The sequence below is a fragment of the Candidatus Roseilinea sp. NK_OTU-006 genome, assembly GCF_012931985.1.
Classification (GTDB): domain Bacteria; phylum Chloroflexota; class Anaerolineae; order J036; family Brachytrichaceae; genus JAAFGM01.
Genome location: NZ_JAAFGM010000023.1, coordinates 1 through 18,510 on the forward strand (window position 1 = coordinate 1; position 18,510 = coordinate 18,510).

Annotated in this window: 17 protein-coding genes; 6 read left to right on the forward strand and 11 right to left on the reverse strand. The window is 65.6% G+C overall.

Annotation, left to right across the window (positions count from 1 at the left end; all coding sequences use genetic code 11):
* Positions 1-490: 490 nt before the first annotated feature.
* From mvk to GXH28_RS11405, 3 genes are all read left to right on the forward strand, one after another.
* Entirely contained in the window at positions 491-1,420 is a 930-nt protein-coding gene (gene mvk / locus GXH28_RS11395) for a mevalonate kinase (protein ID WP_320447955.1), read from the forward strand.
* A gap of 400 nt (positions 1,421-1,820) precedes the next feature.
* The gene (locus GXH28_RS11400) at positions 1,821-2,348 is read left to right on the forward strand and encodes a hypothetical protein (protein WP_169239154.1); all 528 of its coding nucleotides are present in this window, start codon (positions 1,821-1,823) and stop codon (positions 2,346-2,348) included.
* Between the two features lie 85 nt (positions 2,349-2,433).
* Positions 2,434-3,396 carry an aldo/keto reductase gene (locus GXH28_RS11405; protein WP_169239155.1) on the forward strand — a complete coding sequence of 321 codons (963 nt, stop codon included), beginning with the start codon at positions 2,434-2,436 and terminating at the stop codon, positions 3,394-3,396.
* Here GXH28_RS11405 and GXH28_RS11410 read toward each other — a convergent pair.
* From GXH28_RS11410 to hypA, 6 genes are all read right to left on the reverse strand, one after another.
* Entirely contained in the window at positions 3,383-3,898 is a 516-nt protein-coding gene (locus GXH28_RS11410; protein WP_169239156.1) for a flavoprotein, read from the reverse strand. The genes GXH28_RS11405 and GXH28_RS11410 overlap by 14 nt on opposite strands.
* 14 nt (positions 3,899-3,912) lie before the next feature.
* Positions 3,913-4,968, reverse strand: a complete 1,056-nt coding sequence (gene hypE, locus GXH28_RS11415) for a hydrogenase expression/formation protein HypE (protein WP_169239157.1) — start codon at positions 4,966-4,968, stop codon at positions 3,913-3,915.
* 157 nt (positions 4,969-5,125) lie between these two features.
* Positions 5,126-6,214 carry a hydrogenase formation protein HypD gene (gene hypD / locus GXH28_RS11420; RefSeq protein ID WP_169239158.1) on the reverse strand — a complete coding sequence of 363 codons (1,089 nt, stop codon included), beginning with the start codon at positions 6,212-6,214 and terminating at the stop codon, positions 5,126-5,128.
* Positions 6,211-6,531 carry a HypC/HybG/HupF family hydrogenase formation chaperone gene (locus GXH28_RS11425; protein ID WP_169239159.1) on the reverse strand — a complete coding sequence of 107 codons (321 nt, stop codon included), beginning with the start codon at positions 6,529-6,531 and terminating at the stop codon, positions 6,211-6,213. The genes hypD and GXH28_RS11425 overlap by 4 nt, the downstream gene beginning before the upstream one ends.
* 19 nt (positions 6,532-6,550) lie before the next feature.
* Complete coding sequence (gene hypB / locus GXH28_RS11430) at positions 6,551-7,225, reverse strand: hydrogenase nickel incorporation protein HypB (RefSeq protein WP_169239160.1); 675 nt, start codon at positions 7,223-7,225, stop codon at positions 6,551-6,553.
* A 15-nt stretch (positions 7,226-7,240) separates the two neighbouring features.
* Complete coding sequence (hypA, locus tag GXH28_RS11435) at positions 7,241-7,621, reverse strand: hydrogenase maturation nickel metallochaperone HypA (protein ID WP_169239161.1); 381 nt, start codon at positions 7,619-7,621, stop codon at positions 7,241-7,243.
* Positions 7,622-7,676: 55 nt separating this feature from the next.
* Here hypA and hypF point away from each other — a divergent pair, with 55 nt between their 5' ends.
* Positions 7,677-9,977 (forward strand): carbamoyltransferase HypF, encoded by a 2,301-nt coding sequence (hypF, locus tag GXH28_RS11440; RefSeq protein WP_206156823.1) that lies wholly within the window; start codon positions 7,677-7,679, stop codon positions 9,975-9,977.
* Positions 9,978-9,991: 14 nt separating this feature from the next.
* Here the strand turns inward: hypF and GXH28_RS16865 are convergent, their stop codons facing one another.
* From GXH28_RS16865 to ybaK, 3 genes are all read right to left on the reverse strand, one after another.
* Complete coding sequence (locus GXH28_RS16865) at positions 9,992-12,487, reverse strand: WD40 repeat domain-containing protein (protein WP_169239163.1); 2,496 nt, start codon at positions 12,485-12,487, stop codon at positions 9,992-9,994.
* Positions 12,488-12,611: 124 nt separating this feature from the next.
* Positions 12,612-13,679 carry an S-methyl-5-thioribose-1-phosphate isomerase gene (gene mtnA, locus GXH28_RS11450; RefSeq protein ID WP_169239164.1) on the reverse strand — a complete coding sequence of 356 codons (1,068 nt, stop codon included), beginning with the start codon at positions 13,677-13,679 and terminating at the stop codon, positions 12,612-12,614.
* Positions 13,680-13,787: 108 nt separating this feature from the next.
* Positions 13,788-14,267 carry a Cys-tRNA(Pro) deacylase gene (gene ybaK / locus GXH28_RS11455; RefSeq protein WP_169239165.1) on the reverse strand — a complete coding sequence of 160 codons (480 nt, stop codon included), beginning with the start codon at positions 14,265-14,267 and terminating at the stop codon, positions 13,788-13,790.
* 118 nt (positions 14,268-14,385) lie between these two features.
* Here ybaK and GXH28_RS11460 point away from each other — a divergent pair, with 118 nt between their 5' ends.
* Positions 14,386-14,952 (forward strand): NUDIX domain-containing protein, encoded by a 567-nt coding sequence (locus tag GXH28_RS11460; RefSeq protein ID WP_240550355.1) that lies wholly within the window; start codon positions 14,386-14,388, stop codon positions 14,950-14,952.
* Positions 14,949-15,923 (forward strand): NAD(P)H-quinone oxidoreductase, encoded by a 975-nt coding sequence (locus GXH28_RS11465; RefSeq protein ID WP_169239166.1) that lies wholly within the window; start codon positions 14,949-14,951, stop codon positions 15,921-15,923. Before GXH28_RS11460 ends, GXH28_RS11465 begins: the two co-directional genes overlap by 4 nt.
* 64 nt (positions 15,924-15,987) lie before the next feature.
* Here GXH28_RS11465 and GXH28_RS11470 read toward each other — a convergent pair whose 3' ends face one another.
* Both GXH28_RS11470 and GXH28_RS11475 read right to left on the reverse strand, forming a co-directional pair.
* Positions 15,988-17,661, reverse strand: coding sequence for an amidohydrolase (locus GXH28_RS11470; protein WP_169239167.1), 1,674 nt, complete (start codon positions 17,659-17,661; stop codon positions 15,988-15,990).
* Positions 17,662-17,663: 2 nt separating this feature from the next.
* The gene (locus GXH28_RS11475) at positions 17,664-18,509 is read right to left on the reverse strand and encodes a GNAT family N-acetyltransferase (RefSeq protein WP_169239168.1); all 846 of its coding nucleotides are present in this window, start codon (positions 18,507-18,509) and stop codon (positions 17,664-17,666) included.
* Position 18,510 lies beyond the last annotated feature (1 nt).

The window sequence follows — 18,510 nt, forward strand, 5'->3', positions numbered from 1 at the left end:
TTGCGCTGTGTCGTCGCCCTGGTCTCTTTCATGGCACACCTCCCGGATATAACTGTCCTCGCATTATGCCCGCAGCGGCCTGCGGCTTGTCGTCCCTCGCTGAGATGCCGGTCTGTCAATCCACGACGACGTCCGTGATCTTCGGATGTTCACGCGGGCGAGGTCAATCTGCGCGCTTTTTGAGTGCGCTCCTGCCCCAAAACTGAAATGCACCCAAACGGGCCACCTAACGCATCACATTAACCGGTGAACAGGGTGCAGCCGGGTAGCAGCATGGACGCAGGCATTCATGCTCGCTCTAGCATCGCCATCTGCTGCCATGGGGTGGTGGAGAACGCGAAACAGGGCGTCAAGCCCAAGCGCCTGCTTGCTGGCTGGGACGGGCGCTGCCGCCTGCACCCGGTCAGCAGGCAGCCTGAAAATCGCGTTTGCCCTGCGAGGTGGCAAAATTGGGACCGGAGCTGATCGCCCAACAGCACGGATCGAACAGGTGACAACAGTAGAGCGCAGCGCCTGCGCCAAAGTGATTTTGTGCGGCGAACACGCCGTAGTGTATGGCCGGCCGGCCATCGCGCTGCCGTTGCCAACGCTCCGCGCACGTGCGCGCATCGAGACCGGCTCGTGCGCTTTTACGATCGTCGCGCCCGACGTCGGCGTCACCGTCTCGCTGTGGCGTCACTCGCGCCGGACGCGCAACCCGCTGGCGCGCGCGGCCCTGGCGGCCTTCGAGCTTATCGGCCAACGCCCCCCGCGCGCCACATTGACCGTGACCTCCGATATTCCGGTCGGCGCTAATCTGGGGAGCGGCGCGGCGGTGTCGGTTGCGATCGGACGAGCGATCGCTGCGCATTTCGACCGCGCGTTGCTGCCGGAGGAGGTGAGCCAGATGGCCTACGAAGTCGAACAATTGCATCACGGCTCACCCAGCGGCATAGACAACACCGTGATCGCTTACGAGCAGCCCGTGTGGTTCGCGCGCGGGAAGCCGCTGGAACTGCTCGACGCAAAGATCGGCGCCGGGCTGCCGCTTGTGATCGCCGACACCGGCATCGCGACGCCGACGCGCATCCCCGTCGGCGACGTGCGCGCTGCGTGGGAGCGCGACCGGGATCGCATTGAGGGCTACTTCGATGCGATCGCCGCATTGGTGCATCGGTCGCGCGAGGCGTTGGAGCGCAACGATCTGGCGCAGCTCGGCCACGCCATGAACGCCAATCACGCGCTGTTGCAACAGCTCGGCGTGTCATGCCCAGAGCTGGACGCGCTGTGCGACGCCGCGCGAGCAGCCGGCGCCCTGGGCGCGAAGATGAGCGGTGGCGGGCGCGGCGGCAACATGATCGCCCTGGCGCGCGATGTCGCCCATGCCGAAGCACTGCGCGAAGCGCTCTTGCGCGCAGGCGCGAAGCGGGTCTTCACTTAGCGCCTATCTTCGTAGGATAGCTTAAGACCTGCTTCGGCTTCTGCCAACCAACGCGAACCACCACCACAATCAGCGATGCATCGCCCGATTTTTCAATTGGCCGATCTTTGCTATGATTGAGAGCAATTGGCTACGACAAATTGAAAGGAGGATTGTGCAGTTGGAAAACCCTGCATAACACGAAGCCATGGAGGGAGAAAGGCGACTGCGACAGGGTTGCGAGAAGGCCGGCATGTGAAGTTGGCACGGATCACCCGCGCCCGGACGCAGATGGCGCTGCTGCGCTTCAGTACACGTCTGCTTGCCCACATCGTGAAGCCCAGGTCAAGCCTGTTGTCTAAGACGCGTATCGCTCACTTTGCCCTCGCAAGGTTTTCCACTGAACCAAGGAGGGATGTTGATGAATGCAAAAACGATCGCAATCGCGCTCGCCTGGGTGTTGCTTGTGACTTCGGGTTGTGGTCCCATCGGCTCGTTGGTCGGCGGGGGCAGCGGGACGCAAACTGCAGCGCTATGGGCCGACGTGCCGGCGATGGAGGGCATGAAGCAAGACAACATCGAGCTGCCGTTGCCGATCAAGCTGGCCGTGCAGGCCCTCGTCAAGGCATCGGGGTCGAGCGAAGGCGTGCGCGTGGACAACTTCGAGATCATCACTTTCACGTCGGTCAAGACACCCGAGGACGTGAAGGCGTTCTATACCAACGAACGCATGCAATCGGCAGGCTGGAACATGCCGGATCAGCCTGGCTGCGCCGGCATGAGCGACTCACCAAGCGCCGGCGCGACCTTCTGCTTGTTCGGCAAGCAGAACCCCACGAACAAGTCCTTCCTCGTGCTCGCCGCCATGCGCAACGAGAACGACACGGCCATGAACCTGTTCTTCTTGCGCTTCGACGGCGACGTCGTGACGACGCCGGCGGGATCATAAAGCGCCCGACTTGACCACGCGCCATTTGTGCCCGGGGCCTTTTCTGTGGTCTCCGGGTTGCAAGTGACGCGAATCCTGCCCGCCTATGGGGCTTGCCTTTTCGATTCCCCGGCTCGGCCTCGGCTGCGCACCGCTCGGCTCGATGGAGCGCACGTTCGGCTATGGCGTGAGCGAAGCCGACGCGATTGCGACGGTTCATCGCGCGCTCGAACGCGGCGTCCACCTGCTGGACACTGCGCCGTTCTACGCCAACGGCCAATCTGAAATGCGCGTTGGCCTGGCGCTGCGCGGCATCCCGCGCGACCGGTTTCTGATCAGCACCAAGGTCGGTTGGCTGCCCGACCCAGACCGCATCGGCCAGCAGGGCGCCGGCGTGCGCAGCTACGCGCGCGATGCGGTGCTGCGCAGCATCGAGGGCAGCCTCACGCGCCTGGGCGTGGCGCATCTGGACATTGTGCACGTGCACGACCCGGAAGCCGGCGACTACCGCGCGCAGATCATGGACGAAGCCTATCCGACGCTGCTGGACTTGAAAGCGCAAGGGGTCATTCGCGCGATCGGCGCCGGCTTGAACCAGACCGACTTTCTGTTGGACTTCGCGCGCCATGCCCCGCTCGATTGCGCCATCCTGGCCGGCCGCTATACGTTGCTGGAGCAGGCGCCGCTGCGCGAGGCCTTTCCGCTCGCCATGGCGAAGGGGATCGGCATTCTCGCCGCTGGGGTTTTCAACGGCGGTATTTTGGCCACCGGCGCGCAACCGGGCGCGCGCTACCAGTATGCGCCTGCGCCGGAGCCGATCCTGCGCCTGACGCGGATGATCGCGCGCGTCTGCGCCGGGTATGGCGTCTCGCTGCGCGCGGCGGCCATGCAATTCGCCGCGGCGCATCCGGCCGTGCAAGCGTTGATCGTCGGCATGGCAAAGCCGAGCGAGATTGACCAAAACCTCGCCGACTTCGCTGTGCCGATTCCGCCGGCGTTCTGGGCCGAATTAAAAGCGCGCGAGCTGATCGAGCCGGATGCGCCGACGCCGGCCGTCAACCCGCCGTGACGGCGCGCGCGAAGAACGCCTTCAGCACGACCTCGGTCGGCGCCATGGTGAGGCCCTGGCCCACATCCTGTGGCTCGACGACCGTAACCCCCCAACGGGTCAGCGTTGTGATGGACTCCCGAACAATGGGATGAGCGAACAAAGGCTCGTTCAGCGACAGCGCGACGACGACCGGCTGCCCGAAGCCGATCATCTCGGCGACGATGGACAGCGCCAGGTTGTCGGCCACGCCGCCGGCCAGCTTGTTGAGTGAGTTGAAGTTGCACGGTGCGAACAACACCGGCCCGGGCGTCGGCCGCGGCAAAATGCGCGCGTCAAAGTAGCTCTCCACCAGTTGGTTGTTGGGGATGCGGCGCAGGTCATGCGGGCTGATCAGGCGCATGGCGTTCGGCGTCTGCACTGTAATCACATGCGCAAATCGGGCGCTGAGCGCGGCGACGAACTCCGGGGCGCGATGGGCCGTTGTCGCGCCGCTGATCATCAGATAAGCCGTGTCGGACATACGGGAACTCTCCTCTAACAGATGCGCGGCAGTTGTTCGCCCAGGGGCATGGGGATGACCCGCGTGCCGCCGATGGCCGTGCGCGCAGTCACCAGGCCGGCCGGCTGCTCCACGACTTGCCCGATTATCGCGGCCTGGCGGCCCAATGGGTGGGCGCGCATGCGCGCCAGAATCGCCTCGGCCGCCTCTGGCGTGACGAACGCGACCAGCTTCCCTTCGTTGGCTACGTAGAGCGGATCCATGCCCAACAGGTCGCAGGCCGCTTGCACAGCAGGGTTCACCGGCAGCGCGCGCTCATCGATCTGGACGCCAACGCGCGAAGCCGCCGCGATCTCGTTCAGCGCGGCCGCCAGGCCGCCGCGCGTGGGGTCGCGCAAGGCGTGAATCGCGTCCGGCGCGGCTGCCAGCATCGCTGAGACGAGATCGTGCAGCGGCGCAGTGTCGCTGGTGATCGTCGCCTCGAACTCCAGGCCCTCGCGCACGCTCATGATGGCCATGCCGTGATCGCCGATCGAGCCGTTGACCAGCACGCAGTCGCCCGGCCGGGCGCGATCCGGCCCAATGCGCGCGCCGTCGGGGATGAGGCCGATGCCCGTCGTGTTGATGAATACGCCATCGCCGTGGCCTTTGTCCACCACCTTGGTGTCGCCGGCCACAACACGCGCGCCGACGGCGCGCGCCGCTGCCGCCATGCGCGCGACAATCGCGCCAAGCTGCGCAAGCGGCAGCCCCTCCTCGACGATGAAGCCGGCGGTCAGGTAGAGCGGCCGCGCGCCCATCATGGCCAAATCATTTACCGTGCCGTTGACGGCCAGCTCGCCGATCGAGCCGCCGGGGAAGAACAACGGCCGCACCACGAACGAATCGGTCGAGACCGCCAGGCGCGCGCCATCTATCGGCAACACGGCCGCATCGCCCATCTGGCGCAGTGCTTCGTCGTCGAAGGCCGGCGCGAACAGGTGTTGGATCAGCTCGGCCGTCAGCTTTCCCCCGCCGCCGTGGCCGATGACGATGTGAGAATAGTCCCGCAACGGTAGAGGACAAGACCAGGTGCTGAAGTCGAGGGACATGGGAAATGAGAAGCCAGAGTCCAGAGTCAGAGTCAGAGTCCAGAGTCCAGAGTCCAGAGTCCAGAGTCCAGAAGTCAGAGATCGGAAGTCGGGAGTGGGGAGTCGGTCTCATCCCTTACAGCTCACCGCTCATGGTTCACAGCTCACGGCTCACCGCTCATGCGAACCGCCCGTAGTTGTAGTAAGCCGCGCAGGCGCCTTCGCTGCTCACCATCGTCGCACCCAGCGGCGTGCGAGGCGTGCACGGATCGCCGAACGCCGGACATTCCGTTGGCTTGATCTTGCCCTGCAACACATCGCCGCTGCGGCAGATCGGCGACTCTTGCGTGCGGATGTCGGCGACGTTGAACCGGGCTTCGGCGTCGAACTCGCGGTACGCGTCGCGCAGGCGCCAGCCGCTGTTGGGGATGATGCCGATGCCGCGCCAGACGCGGTCGGTAGGCTCGAACACCTCGGCCAGCATGCGCTGCGCCGGCTGATTGCCTTCAAAGGTGACGGCGCGCGGGTAAGCGTTCTCGACGTAGGCTGTGCCGGCTTCCAACTGGCGCACGGCGCGGCGGATGCCTTCCAGGATGTCCAGCGGCTCGAAGCCGGTCACCACAATCGGCGCGCGATATTTCTCGGCCAGCGGCGGATATTGCCAGTAGCCCATCACGCTGCACACGTGGCCGGCGGCGAGGAAGGCCTGTACGCGGTTGGATGGCGAATTCATGATCGCCTCGATGGCCGGCGGCACCAGCGCGTGCGAGACGAGCATCGAGAAGTTTTTTAGCCCCTGGCGCTTGGCGACGACGACGGCCATCGCGTTCGCCGGCGCCGTGGTCTCAAAGCCGATGCCGAAGAAGACGACCTGCTTGTGCGGGTTGTCGCGCGCAATCGCCACGGCGTCCAACGGCGAGTACACCACGCGCACGTCGCCCCCCTCGCTCTTGACGCGGAAGAGGTCGTGGCGACTGCCGGGCACGCGCAGCATATCGCCAAACGAGCAGAAGATCACGTCGGGGCGCGCGGCGATGGCCAGCGCCTTGTCAATCGCCTCCAGCGGCGTCACGCACACCGGGCAGCCGGGGCCGTGGATCAACTCGATCTCCGGCGGCAGCAATTGGTCAATGCCGTTGCGGATGATCGCATGCGTCTGCCCGCCGCACACCTCCATGATCGCCCAGGGCCGCGTGGTCATGCGCCGGATTTCAGCGGCCAGGCGCTGCGCGATCTCACCGTTGCGAAACTCGGCCAGGTACTTCATCGTTCATCCGGCGCCACGCCGCCCCAAGGGTGAGCCGGACACGCCGGCGGGCCGGACGCCCCCGCGTGCTGTTCAGGCTGCAACTCCTCATCGAGCACGCCCAGCTCCTGAAAGAGGCGCAGGCTCTCCTGCGCCGACGCCTCGTCAATGCGGGTGATGGCGAAGCCGACATGCACGATGGTGTAGTCGCCGACGGCGATCTCCGGCACGTAGTCGAGGCACACCTCTTTGACGACGCCGCCGAAGTTCACCTTGCCCATGCGGATGCCGTCTGTTTCGTAGATTTCTTGCACGCGACCTGGAATGCCCAAGCACATCGCTGTTGCTCCTGCGCGCTCACGCAGTTGGATACTTCGCCCGGCGCTGCGCGAGCAGGAAGGCGAGCAGCTCCGACAACCCCGCCCCGGTCTTGGCCGAGGTCTCGAAGATCAGCATCCCCGGCCGCACGGCGCGAATGTTGGCGCGCATCGCGTCCAGGTTACACTCACACGCCGCAGTTAGGTCGGTCTTGGTGATCACCGCGACATCGGCGGAGTTGAACATCACCGGATATTTCAACGGCTTGTCCTCGCCCTCGGTCACCGAGAGGAGCACCAGCCGAATATCCTCGCCCAGGTCGTACCACGTAGGACACACCAAGTTGCCGACGTTCTCGATGAACAAAAAGTCGAGCGCGTCGAGGTCCCACCCCTCCAGCTTGCCGGCCAGCATGTCCGCTTCCAGATGACACATGCCGTCCGTGGTGATCTGGCGCACGGGTGCGCCGCTGCGCGCCAGCCGTCGCGCGTCGTTGTCGGTCTGTAAATCGCCCACCACCGCCGCTACGTGCAGGCCCATGGCGCGCATCTCGGCGAGCAGGCGTTCCAACAGCGCGGTCTTGCCGGTGCCTGGGCTGGACACCAGGTTGACGACGAACAGGCCGGCGCGCGCGAAGCGTTCGCGCAGGCCGGCCGCCAGTTGATCGTTCTTGCTCAGCACCCCTTGTCGAATTTCGAGGTAGCGCGTCGCCATACGTCTCCCTGCTTGTCAGGCCGATTCCGCTTGAAGGCTCGCGTCGTCGGCCACTTCGATTTCGATGCCGGTGATCTCTAGCTCCCGCCCCGCCGCGATCTGTGCGCAAGGCTGGCCGCATACCGGACAGCGAAAGTCCTGAATGCTCGATAGCTTCACATCGCGGCGGCAAGTCTCACAATGCACGGCCACCGCTACCTCCTCTATTACCAGGCGCGATCCTTCCAGCAGCGTGCCCGCCGTGGCAACGTCGTAGCCGAACAACAGCGCATCCTTGGCCACGCCGGAGAGCGCGCCCAAGCGCAGAAACACCCGCGCGACGCGCTGCGCCCCCGCCCGGCGCGCCGCTTGCTCGACCGATTCGACCAGGCTGGCAGCGATGGACAGCTCGTGCACCGAGGTAATTCTAAGGGATGTACGGCCGACCGAAAGGTGCTTACAATGCCGAGCGATGTCTGATGGTGCGCGCGCACGCTGGCGGCTGATCGTGCGGGGGATCGTGCAGGGCGTGGGTTTCCGGCCGTTTGTGTTCGGCCTTGCCCGGCGGCTGGCGCTCGCCGGACACGTGGGCAACGATAGCGGCGGCGTGTTCATCGAGGTTGAAGGGGCCCCCAGCGCGCTGGCCGCATTCCTGCGCGAGCTGCGCGCCAACCCGCCGCCGCTGGCGATGATGGACAGCATTGAAGTAGAAGCTGTGCCGGTGCGTGGCGAATCGGCTTTCGTCATCGTCGAGAGCGAAGCGCGCGCCGAAGCCAACACCTCCATCTCGCCCGATGTATGCGTCTGCGACGATTGCCTGCGCGAACTGTTCGACCCTGCCGACCGGCGCTATCGCTACCCGTTCATCAATTGCACCCACTGCGGGCCGCGCTTCACCATCATCCAAGACATCCCCTACGACCGGCCGCTCACGACGATGTCGGCCTTTCCGATGTGCCCGGTGTGCGCGCGCGAATATCACGACCCGACCGACCGTCGCTTTCACGCCCAACCGGTGGCGTGTCCGACGTGCGGGCCGCGCGTGTGGTTCGAGGCGCCTGGCCAACCGACGCTGCACGATGATGACGCCATCCGCGCCGCGCAGGCCGCCCTGCGCGACGGTTGGATCGTCGCGGTCAAAGGCATCGGCGGCTTTCATCTGGCTTGCGACGCAACGAACGATGCCGCCCTGTGCGCCCTGCGTCGGCGCAAAGGGCGGGGCGATAAACCCTTTGCCGTGATGGTGCGCGATCTCGCCGCCGCGCGCGCGTTGGCCGAGATGGACGATGACCAGATCGCCCTGCTGACCAGCAAAGCCCGACCGATCGTGCTGCTGCGCCGCCGGCCCGATGCGCCGTTGAGCGAACTGGTCGCGCCGGGCAATGCCTACGTCGGCCTGATGCTGCCCTATTCGCCGCTGCATTACCTGTTGCTGGACGACCTGACGCAGCCACTGGTGATGACGAGCGGCAACCTGAGCGACGAGCCAATCTGCAAGGACAACGACGAAGCGCTGCGCCGGCTGGCGTCGCTGGCCGATGGGTTCTTGTTGCACAACCGCGACATCCACATGTGGTGCGACGACAGCGTGATGCGCGCCTTCGCAGGGCGCACGTTGCCCGTCCGGCGCTCGCGCGGCTATGCGCCTTTCCCCATTCGGCTGGCGCAGTCAGTCCCAGCGCTCATCGCAGTGGGCGGCGAGCTTAAGGCGACGTTTTGCGTCGCCCGCGATCGGCAAGCTTATCTCAGCCAGCACATCGGCGACATGGAGAATCTGGAGACGCTTCAAGCGTTCGAACGCGCGCTGGCGCACTTCGTCAAGCTCTTTCGCATCACGCCAGAGCGGGTGGCTTGCGATCTCCATCCCGGCTACCTCTCCACACAGTGGGCCGAGCGTTTCGCGGCGGAGCACAACTTGCCGCTGGTGAAGGTGCAGCATCACCATGCGCACATCGCGGCTTGCTTGGCCGAACACGGCTTCGCCCCCGATGTGGATGTCATCGGCGTCAGCTTCGACGGCACGGGCTACGGCAGCGATCGCGCCATTTGGGGCGGCGAGGTGTTAGTCGCCAACTGTCGGACGTTCACGCGGGTGGCGCAACTGAAGTACGTCCCGCTGCCCGGCGGCGATGCCAGCATCAAGCGGCCGTATCGCGCCGCGCTGGCGCATCTATGGGTGGCCGGCATCCCATGGGACGACGACCTGCCGTGTGTGTCGGCATGTCCGCCCCAGGAGCGGCGCGCGCTGCGCCAACAATTGGAGCGCGGTTTCAACTGCCCCCCGACCAGCAGCATGGGCCGACTGTTCGACGCCGTTGCAGCGCTGGTGGGGGTGCGGCAAACGGTCACCTACGAAGCGCAAGCCGCGATTGAGTTGGAGGCGCTCTGCGATGACGCGGAACAGGAACGGTATGAATGGGTGACCGCGCCAGCAGCCGATGGCGGCGCGCTGCTGCTCGACCCCGCGCCGATGCTACGTCGCATGGTGGACGACCTGCGCGCCGGCGTTGCGCGCCAGGTTATCGCGGCCCGGTTGCACAACACCATCGCTGAGCTAATCGCGCAGGTGAGCGACCACGTGCGCCGACAAACCGGCCTGAACGTCGTGGCGCTGAGCGGCGGCGTCTTCCAAAACGTGCAGTTGTTGCGGCGGACGTTGCCGCGCTTGCGCGCGGCGGGGTTCGAGGTGCTCATGCACCATGTCGTGCCGCCGAACGACGGCGGACTGGCGCTGGGCCAGGCAGCGGTGGGCGGATGGAGCGGCTGCTTATAGCCAATACCCCACTGCTATGGCGCAGGGCATGGGCGCGCCTCGTTGAGAAAGCGGACGCGCTCGGCGCAGGTCAACTCGCGACCGAGCAGCGAGCGCGCCCGCTCGATCAGCGCCGCTGCGCGCAACCAATGCACGCGCGCTGTCCCGTCGGCGCTTGCCGTGGCGACGCGGTCGGCGCCGACATCCGTCACCGCCGCCGGCGCAGTGTGGCCATATAGGCCCACCACATCGCCCGCGCGTCGCACAGCCGGCAATCCGTTCGGCAAGCGGACGAACGAAGTCCGCTCGTCCTGAGACCACGGGCCGACGCTCTGGCCGGTGCGCGGGTTGAATCGCTCTGCGCCATCTGCGGTCAAGACGCCAATCTCGCCGTTCTCCAGGAAGACGACCTGGCTGACGACTGCGCTCAGTTGGATCGGGTTAGTGAGCAGTGCCCCGGACGCCAGATCCCACACGCGTACGGTGCGGTCTGCGCTGCCGGTCACGAGCAGCTCGCCGTTGGGTGAGAAGGCGACATCGTTCACAATGCCGGTATGCCCTGCCAGCACGGTAATGATGCGCCCGGTGCCCAGGTTCCAAATGCGCGCTGTGCGGTCAGTGCTGGCTGTGGCGATTTGACCCCCGGTCGGCGAGAACGCGACGCGCGTCACCTGCCCCAGATGCCCGCGAAGCGCTGTGATCACCTCGCCCGACGCGATGTCCCAGAGGCGCGCCACACCATCGCGGCCGGCTGTGAGCAGATACCTGCCGTCGGATGAGAAACGCGCGTCGGCCACTGCAGCCGGATGACGAAAGGCGCCCTCGTTGGGGAAGGCACGCGCCATAGATCGCCGCAATGCGTCCTCCGATTGCACGGTGTGGGCAGTCTGCTCTGCCTCGATCGCGATCAAGAGCGCAAGCTGCGGGTCATCGGCCAGTTGATTGAGCGCGACGGCAGCCAGCTCGCGCGAGCGCGTAGTCAGCAGATTCACTTCGGCGGTGGCCTTGGCGGCGAGCGCATCGCGCACTTGCGCGCTCGACCGCGTCGCCACCGCGCTGATTGTCGCCTCCATCATCACGGCGTTTTGCTCGCGGTTGGCGACGCTGGTGGCCAGCGCAACCGCCGTAGCGCGCTCATCCACCGCGAGCTGGCGCGCCACAGCCGACTGGGTCGCGGCGGCCTCGGCGGCGGCGCGCGTCGCGACGGCGATCTGGCGTTCCTCCCCGGCGCGCGTCGCGTGAGCCTCGGCTGTGGCCTGGGCGAAGCCAGCGGCGCGGGCCGTCTGCACGGCGCGGGTGGCGTCGGCTTGGGCAATCGCTTCTGCCGTAGCCGCCGCTTCGGCCTGTTGGCCGAATTGCGCACGCTGGACGAGGCCGAATGCGCCGAATGTCACTGCGAGTACACCGAACATCGCTGCGATGATCGTCACGGTCTTCATTCGGCGCAGGCGCGCCTCCTGGCGGGCAAAGTGCGATATTGCGCGCTGCTCGCCCAGCGCCTCGCGGAGCGGACGCCGGACGGGCGTTGCTGCCTTACCGGTCGCAACCGGCGGCCGGTCGCCTTCTCGTTCGCGCAGGGGGCCGAAGTCTATGTAATCAGCCAACAGCAGCGTCTTCTCCGCGCCGCGTTTGACCGGAATGGCCATAAACAGATCGCGCAGGACCTTCTGCAGGCTGGGCAGCATGTCCGGTGCGCCATACACGTCGTTCACCAATCGCGCAACCAGCGCGGGCTCGATGGTTGTGCCCGTCTCCAGCGCCGGCAGCACGATGGAGCGCGCCAGCTCCCTCGGCTCCATCAACGGCAGTTCGACCCCATGCGCAATGAACGGCTTGTGCAACTCAGGGTAGCGCGAGAGTTGATCCAAAAACTCCGAACGCATCACCAGGGTGAGGATCAACCGCGTGAGCGGTTTTTTGGCGAGCTGAGTGATGAGGCCGATGAACGCGCGTCGCTCAGACTCATCCGCCGACGTGAACACATCCTCAAACTGGTCTACGACCAGCACGACGCGCCGACGGGCATCCGCTCCGAGCAAGGCATCCACGAAGTCGCGCATGTCGTCCAGGCTGGCCAGTCCGTGTCGGCGAAGGGCATCGGCAATCCCCTGGTTCAAGCCGGCGCGTTCGATCAGGCTTGCGCCGGCGTCGGTCAGCTGGCGCATTGGCGCGTCGCCGGGCGTGAAGGTCTGAATCGGCCAGGTGTTGCTATCCATGAGGGCGCCGTTGCGCAGCGCGAAGGTCAAGCCGGCCTGGATCAGCGAGGTCTTGCCACTCTTCGCCGGCCCGTAAATGCAGATGAAATGTTCACCGCGCTCGATCTGATCGAGCAGAGCTTCGAGCTGGTTCTCGTGACCGAAGTACAGCCGCGCGTCGGCTTCGCGAAAAGGCACCGCGCCCACATAAGGGCAGCGTCCATCGAACGGATGCGGCTGGCGCACGGACTGGTAGCGCGCGATCAGCAATGCCGCTTGTTCCGCCGTGTAGACGTTCGGGTAGTCTGTCGTTGTAGGTTGGTTTTGGTCACTCACAGCTCGACGATTACCTGGATGCCCTCTCGGGGGTTGGCCGCTGCGAACATCTGGTAGGCATCCTCAAGTTTATACCGGCTGGGAGATCAGTGCCTGCGCGTTCGCCCAACGGCGCATGACTCACTTATCGCAACGACGGGCTGTGCTCGAAGAGGGCGCGCAATCCTTCGCTAAACGGCGCACGCACAATGCCCCGCTCGGTAATGATGGCCGTGATGTAGCGATGCGGGGTCACATCAAAGGCGGGATTGTAGATGCGCACGCCGAGCGGCGCAGTGCGTCTGCCGAAACCTTCGCTCACCTCCTCGGGGCGACGCTCCTCGATGGGGATCAAGTGGCCCGAGGCGAGCTGCATGTCTATCGAGGAAGTCGGCGCGGCGACGTAGAATGGTATGCCGAACTCCTTGGCGAGGATGGCCACGCCGAGCGTGCCGATTTTGTTGGCGAAGTCACCGTTGGCCGCTACGCGATCTGCCCCCACAATGACGCCTTGCACCTTTCCCTGCGCCATTACGGTAGCGGCCATGTTGTCGGTGATGACCGTCACTGGCACGCCGACCTGTTGCAACTCCCAGGCGGTCAGGCGCGCGCCCTGCAGCAATGGGCGCGTCTCGTCGGCGAAGACGTGTACCCGTTTGCCGGCGGCATGCGCCATGTAGATCGGCGCGGTCGCCGTGCCCCATTGCGCCGTCGCCAGGCCGCCGGCGTTGCAGTGCGTCAGCCATGAATCGCCGTCGCGAATCAACGGCTCGCCCAGCCGGCCGATCGCTTGGCACACGGCGTTATCTTCCTGCACCATCTGCTTCGCTTCGGCAAGCATGAGCTGCTTCAGGTCTTCGATGGGCAGCGCAAGGTGGTTGACGACAAACGACTGCATTCGGCGCGTCGCCCATGACAAGTTGACCGCAGTGGGGCGCGCGCTGTTGAGGTAGGCCGCGGCGCGATCGACTGCAGCGACGAATGCGTCGCGACAGCTTGGCGCGCAGTCGCGCACGGCCAGCACCATGCCCATCGCCGCGGCAATGCCGATGGCCGGCGCGCCGCGCACCCGCAGCATCTTGATCGCTTCCCACATCGCCTCCACGTCGCGTACATCCAGGTAGCGCAGCTCGTTCGGCAGCAACGTCTGATCAATCAGCCGGGCGACGCCATCGAGCTCGCCAATCCATTCAATCGTTTTGACCGGTATCATGGCCTCTGTTGTAACCGATGACGGTGCGCCATGCCCAATCGGGAGCGCGCATCGGGCGCAAAGGTTTGTGCCGAGCAAATGAACGACACGCGAACGCTGCCGGCGCCGTCAACTCGCCGGCTCACCCTCACAAAGGTCGGCGAGGGTCGCCCGTGTCATGCGCTGCAGGTCGGCCGGCGCGATCAGCACCTGCAGGCCACGCAGGCCGGCGCTCACACAAATCCGCGCATGCGCCATCGCCGATTGATCCATGAACACCGGGAAGTCGCGCTTCGCCCCGAGCGGCGCGCACCCACCCTTCAGGTAGCCGGTCAGCCGAAACAGGTCTTCGACATCCACCAGTTCGGCGCGCTTGTCGCCCATCGCCTTCGCCAGCTTGCTCAGGCTGAGCCGGGCATCGCCCGGTGTGAGCGCAAAGACCAACCCTTTGCGTTCGCCCCTGACCAGCAGCGTCTTGAACACCAGACTCAGCGATAGGCCAAGCTTCTCGGCGGCTTCTTCGACGGTGAACTCGCGTGCGGCGAATTCGCGCACCTCGTGAGGCACGCCGGCCTTCGCCAGAATGTCGAGCGCGCGCGTGCGTTTCATCGGCGTCCCGCGACATTGTATTGGCAAAGCCGACGAATTGCCGAGCAGCAGGCGTGGCAGCCCCATCCAACCGCGCCCCAGTCCATCTGGTAACCTACCGGCCTATCAACGGATCAACTTGCAAGCTGCCAAACCGATGACGCCCCAACCCTGGAAGACCCTTTCGACGCGCGAGATCTACCGCAACCCGTGGATTCGACTGCGCGAGGACATCGCCGAACTGCCCAACGGCAAGACGACGATTTACGGCGTGTGCGAGATGAACGCTTGCGTCGGCGTGCTGCCCTTCGTGGACGATGAGCACGTCGTGATGGTGCGCCAGTATCGCTACGTCTTTGGCGAAGGGCACCGCTGGGAAATGCCGACCGGCGGCTGCAAGCCCGGCGAATCCCCCGAGGCCAGCGCCCAGCGTGAGCTGATCGAAGAAATCGGCCATCGCGCCGGCGTCCTGCAGCACATCAACACGCATTACACGTCGAAATCGGTATGCCACGAAGTGGCGCACTTGTTCATCGCGCGCGATCTGATTCGCGCCGCCGATGACGCGATCGCGCCGGACGACACCGAATTTCTCGAAGTCGCCATACTGCCGTTCGCCGATGTGCTGAAGATGGTGCTCGATAGCGAGATTCGCGACGCCATGACGGTGATTGCGGTGCTGTGGGCGGCGAGGCAAAGACGATGAAAGCGATTCTTTTCGACGCACCCGGCGGCCCCGACGTGCTCCGCTACGGCGATGCCCCCGATCCTCAGCCGGTTGCGGGCGAGCTGCTCGTGCGCGTGCGGGCCGCGGCGGTGAACCGCGCCGACATCCTACAGCGCAGGGGCCACTATGCGCCTCCGCCTGGCGCCTCACCGATCCTCGGCCTAGAGCTGGCCGGCGAGGTGGTGCAGCCGACCGGTCTCTGGCACGCCGGCGACCGTGTGATGGCCGTCGTCACCGGCGGCGGCTATGCCGAGCTGGCGACGGTGCCCGCCGGTATGGCCATGCGCATTCCCGACCGATTCTCGTTCGAGCAAGCCGCAGCCATCCCCGAGGCCTTTCTCACTGCGTATCTCAACCTGTTCACGCTGGGTAACTTGCAGGCGAACGAGACCGTCCTGATCCATGCCGGCGCAAGCGGCGTAGGCAGTGCCGCGATCCAACTGGCGCGCGCTGCTGGTGCTCAGGTCATCGCCACTGCCGGCGCGCCGGAGAAAGTGGCGTTCTGCCGCGACCTGGGCGCATCGCTCGCCGTCAACTACAAGCAAGAGGACTTCGCCGAGCACGTCCTGGCCTTCACCTCGGGCCACGGCGCCGATGTCGTGCTCGACTTCGTCGGCGCGCCATACTGGAACGCTAACCTGCGCGCAATCGCAACGCATGGCCGGCTGATGCTGATCGGCATGTTGGGCGGTTCGAGGGGTGAACTCGATCTGGGACTCATCATGGCCAAGCGCATCACGGTGACCGGCACGACGTTGCGCCGCACGCCGCTGCCGGAGAAGATCGCGCTCACGCAGGCATTCGCCGCGTTCGCCATGCCACGCTTCGAGCGAGGCGAACTGCGCCCGATCATTGATTCGATCTACCCACTGCGCGACGCCGCCGAGGCGCATCGCCGCGTGGAGGCCAACCACAACATCGGCAAGATCGTGCTGGTGATGGATTCATAACCACTCCCTACTCCCCACTCCGACTCATGATTGGAGTGGGGGGTCACGCTCTACGTCCACACCATCACGCCAGCGCGCGATGCACGATGCGGCCGCCGACGATGGTGAGCGCGGAGCGCGTGTTCGCGATGCTGGCCTCGAGGTCGGCGCGCGGCAGGTTGAACAGGTCGGTGTCCAGCACGACCAGGTCGGCTAGCATCCCCGGCTTGATACGGCCCTTGTCACGCTCCTGAAACTCGAAGAAAGCGCCGTCGAACGTATAGCCGGCGATGAGTTCTTCCAGCGTCAGGCGATGATCTGGGAAGTGGCTTCGCGCGTCGCTGAAGTCGAGCTTGGGTCGGGTGAGCGCGGCGCGCATGCCCTCGAACGGGTTCATGGTGACCACCGGCCAGTCGCTGCCGAACGCCATCGGCACGCCGGCGTTCAGAATCGCGCGCCAGGGGAAGCCCCACGCCCAACGCTTCGGGCCGACCAACCGGCGCCACGGATTGTCCGGATCGCTGCCGAATGCCGCATGCAGCGGTTGCACCGAAGCCAACACACGCTTGCGCTTCATGCGCGTCAGGTCCACCGGATCGAGCACCTCGATATGCTCGAGGCGATGGCGCGAGTCGCGCGGCTGGTTCAGCTTGCGCGCCAGCTCAAACGCATCCAGCGCCGCGCGCACCGCCGCGTCGCCGATGGCGTGCACGAAGATTTGCAGCTTGAGCGCATCGGCCTTGGTGATCAACCGCTTAAACTCGTCGGGATCGAAGTTGGGCCGACCGCGCTCGCCGCTGCCGTCGTCGTATGGCTCCAGCATCCAGGCCGTCTTCGACTCGATCACGCCATCGGCAAACAGTTTGACGCAGCCGGTGCGGATGAACGGTATCTCGCCTGGCTCGGCGCGCGCGTCGAGCGCCGCCCGATGGATGTCCTTCGTCTCATCCACCCAGGACTCGATCGCCGCCTCCGGCGTGCCTGGCTCGATGGTGAGCGGCACATAGATGCGCAGCGTCAGTTCGCCGCGCGCCGCGAAATCGCGATAGATCGCCAGCGACTGCGCGTCGCCATCCATGTTGTGGACGCTGGTGATGCCGTATTCGGCGCAGGCGCGCAATGCCCGGCGCAGCAATTCGTCCTCTTCTGCGCGCGTCAGGGGTGGGATCAGACGGCGGACGAAGTCCATCCCGGCTTCGCGCAGCTCGCCGGTGGCCAGGCCGTCTTCGCCCATCATCACTGCGCCGAACGACGGCTGATGTGCTGGGCCATTTAAGATGCCGGCGCGCTCCAGCGCCGCCGTATTCACCCAGGCGCTATGTCCATCGGACGCAACTAGGCAGACTGGCCTGTCCGCTACGACGGCATCCAGAACAGCGCGATGGGGCCGGCCGTCGCGGGCGAACAGACTATGCTGCCAACCACGGCCGGTGAGCCATTCGCGCTCCGGATGCGCATCGGCGAAGGCGCGCAGGCGCGCTTGCACTTCATCCACGGTGCGCGCGTCGTCCAGTTGCAGGTCGCGCAGGGCGCGCGCGCCCATCAGCAAGTGAAAGTGGCTGTCAATCAAGCCGGGTAACACCAGCCGCCGGCCGGCGTCAATCACTTGAGTATTCGGCCCAACCCAGTCGGCAGCCCCCATATCTGGGCCAACCCAGGCGATGCGGTCGCCGACGATGGCCAGCGCCTCGGCCCACGGGTCGGTGCGCACCTGCGTGTAGATACGGGCGTTGCGGAGGACGAGTGAAGCGTGTGGCATGGTCAGTCGAAGAGGTATGCGTTGTAATCGCACACGGGCTTGTAGCCGATCTTGCGATAGATGCTATTCGATGTAGGGTTCGACAGATCGGTGAAGAGCATGGCGTAGCGCTTGCCGGAATCTAGGATGAGCTGGCTGAGCCGCGCCGTTACGGCCGAAGCATAGCCGCGCCTGCGTCGTTCGGGCGGAGTGTACACCGGCCCGATCGCTCGCGCGTTGGGCGTCTCGCGGCTGCGCGCTGCCAAGGACACGGGTCGCCCGCCCTCTTCCCAAAGGAAGATGTCGCCTTCGCCAATCCGACGTTTGGCCCATTCCACCGGATCCGGATGATGGTGGTCTGGCAGAGCTTCGCGATGAAAGGCCTCGATCCACTCGGCGACGAGCGGCGCGTCATCTGCATGTGCAGCGCGAAACTCACCCGGCGGCCAACGCGGCTCGATCACGTGGTCGAGTTGAAAGACGCGCTCATGCGTCATGCGCCTGACGGTTGCGCCAGTGAGCCTTTGCCAGATGCGCAGGAATTCGTCTGCAGCATCGCCGGGGCCGATCACACCCCGCACCTGCCAGCGATGCTCGCGCAGGTCATGCGCGATGCGCGTGAAGCCGATCTGCGCATCACCGCGCTCGGCATGTACGATCAAGCGATGCGGCGGCGTCATCAGCGCAGCAGCGACCAAGCCGCCTTCATCTTCCACGACGGCGAAGTATGGCTGTTGTTCGACGACGGGGTAAGCCCGCAACTGCAGCGCCACGCCTAGCATCAAGTTGCTGGCCACTTCGCGCGCCTCGAGGGCGCCCTGAGTGTGCGCCAAAAACTCATCGGCGCCGGCAGGGGTGAACAGATGCATG

Excerpts from the sequence above, each read along its gene's own strand:
- mtnA (WP_169239164.1), bottom strand. The coding sequence starts at position 13,679 with ATGATACCGGTCAAAACGATTGAATGGATTGGCGAGCTCGATGGCGTC.
- GXH28_RS11470 (WP_169239167.1), bottom strand. The coding sequence starts at position 17,661 with ATGCCACACGCTTCACTCGTCCTCCGCAACGCCCGTATCTACACGCAG.
- hypB (WP_169239160.1), bottom strand. The coding sequence starts at position 7,225 with ATGGCGACGCGCTACCTCGAAATTCGACAAGGGGTGCTGAGCAAGAAC.
- hypE (WP_169239157.1), bottom strand. The coding sequence starts at position 4,968 with ATGTCCCTCGACTTCAGCACCTGGTCTTGTCCTCTACCGTTGCGGGAC.
- GXH28_RS11410 (WP_169239156.1), bottom strand. The coding sequence starts at position 3,898 with ATGTCCGACACGGCTTATCTGATGATCAGCGGCGCGACAACGGCCCAT.
- ybaK (WP_169239165.1), bottom strand. The coding sequence starts at position 14,267 with ATGAAACGCACGCGCGCGCTCGACATTCTGGCGAAGGCCGGCGTGCCT.
- GXH28_RS11475 (WP_169239168.1), bottom strand. The coding sequence starts at position 18,509 with ATGCATCTGTTCACCCCTGCCGGCGCCGATGAGTTTTTGGCGCACACT.
- GXH28_RS11405 (WP_169239155.1), top strand. The coding sequence starts at position 2,434 with ATGGGGCTTGCCTTTTCGATTCCCCGGCTCGGCCTCGGCTGCGCACCG.
- hypF (WP_206156823.1), top strand. The coding sequence starts at position 7,677 with ATGTCTGATGGTGCGCGCGCACGCTGGCGGCTGATCGTGCGGGGGATC.
- GXH28_RS11425 (WP_169239159.1), bottom strand. The coding sequence starts at position 6,531 with ATGTGCTTGGGCATTCCAGGTCGCGTGCAAGAAATCTACGAAACAGAC.
- GXH28_RS11465 (WP_169239166.1), top strand. The coding sequence starts at position 14,949 with ATGAAAGCGATTCTTTTCGACGCACCCGGCGGCCCCGACGTGCTCCGC.
- hypD (WP_169239158.1), bottom strand. The coding sequence starts at position 6,214 with ATGAAGTACCTGGCCGAGTTTCGCAACGGTGAGATCGCGCAGCGCCTG.
- GXH28_RS11400 (WP_169239154.1), top strand. The coding sequence starts at position 1,821 with ATGAATGCAAAAACGATCGCAATCGCGCTCGCCTGGGTGTTGCTTGTG.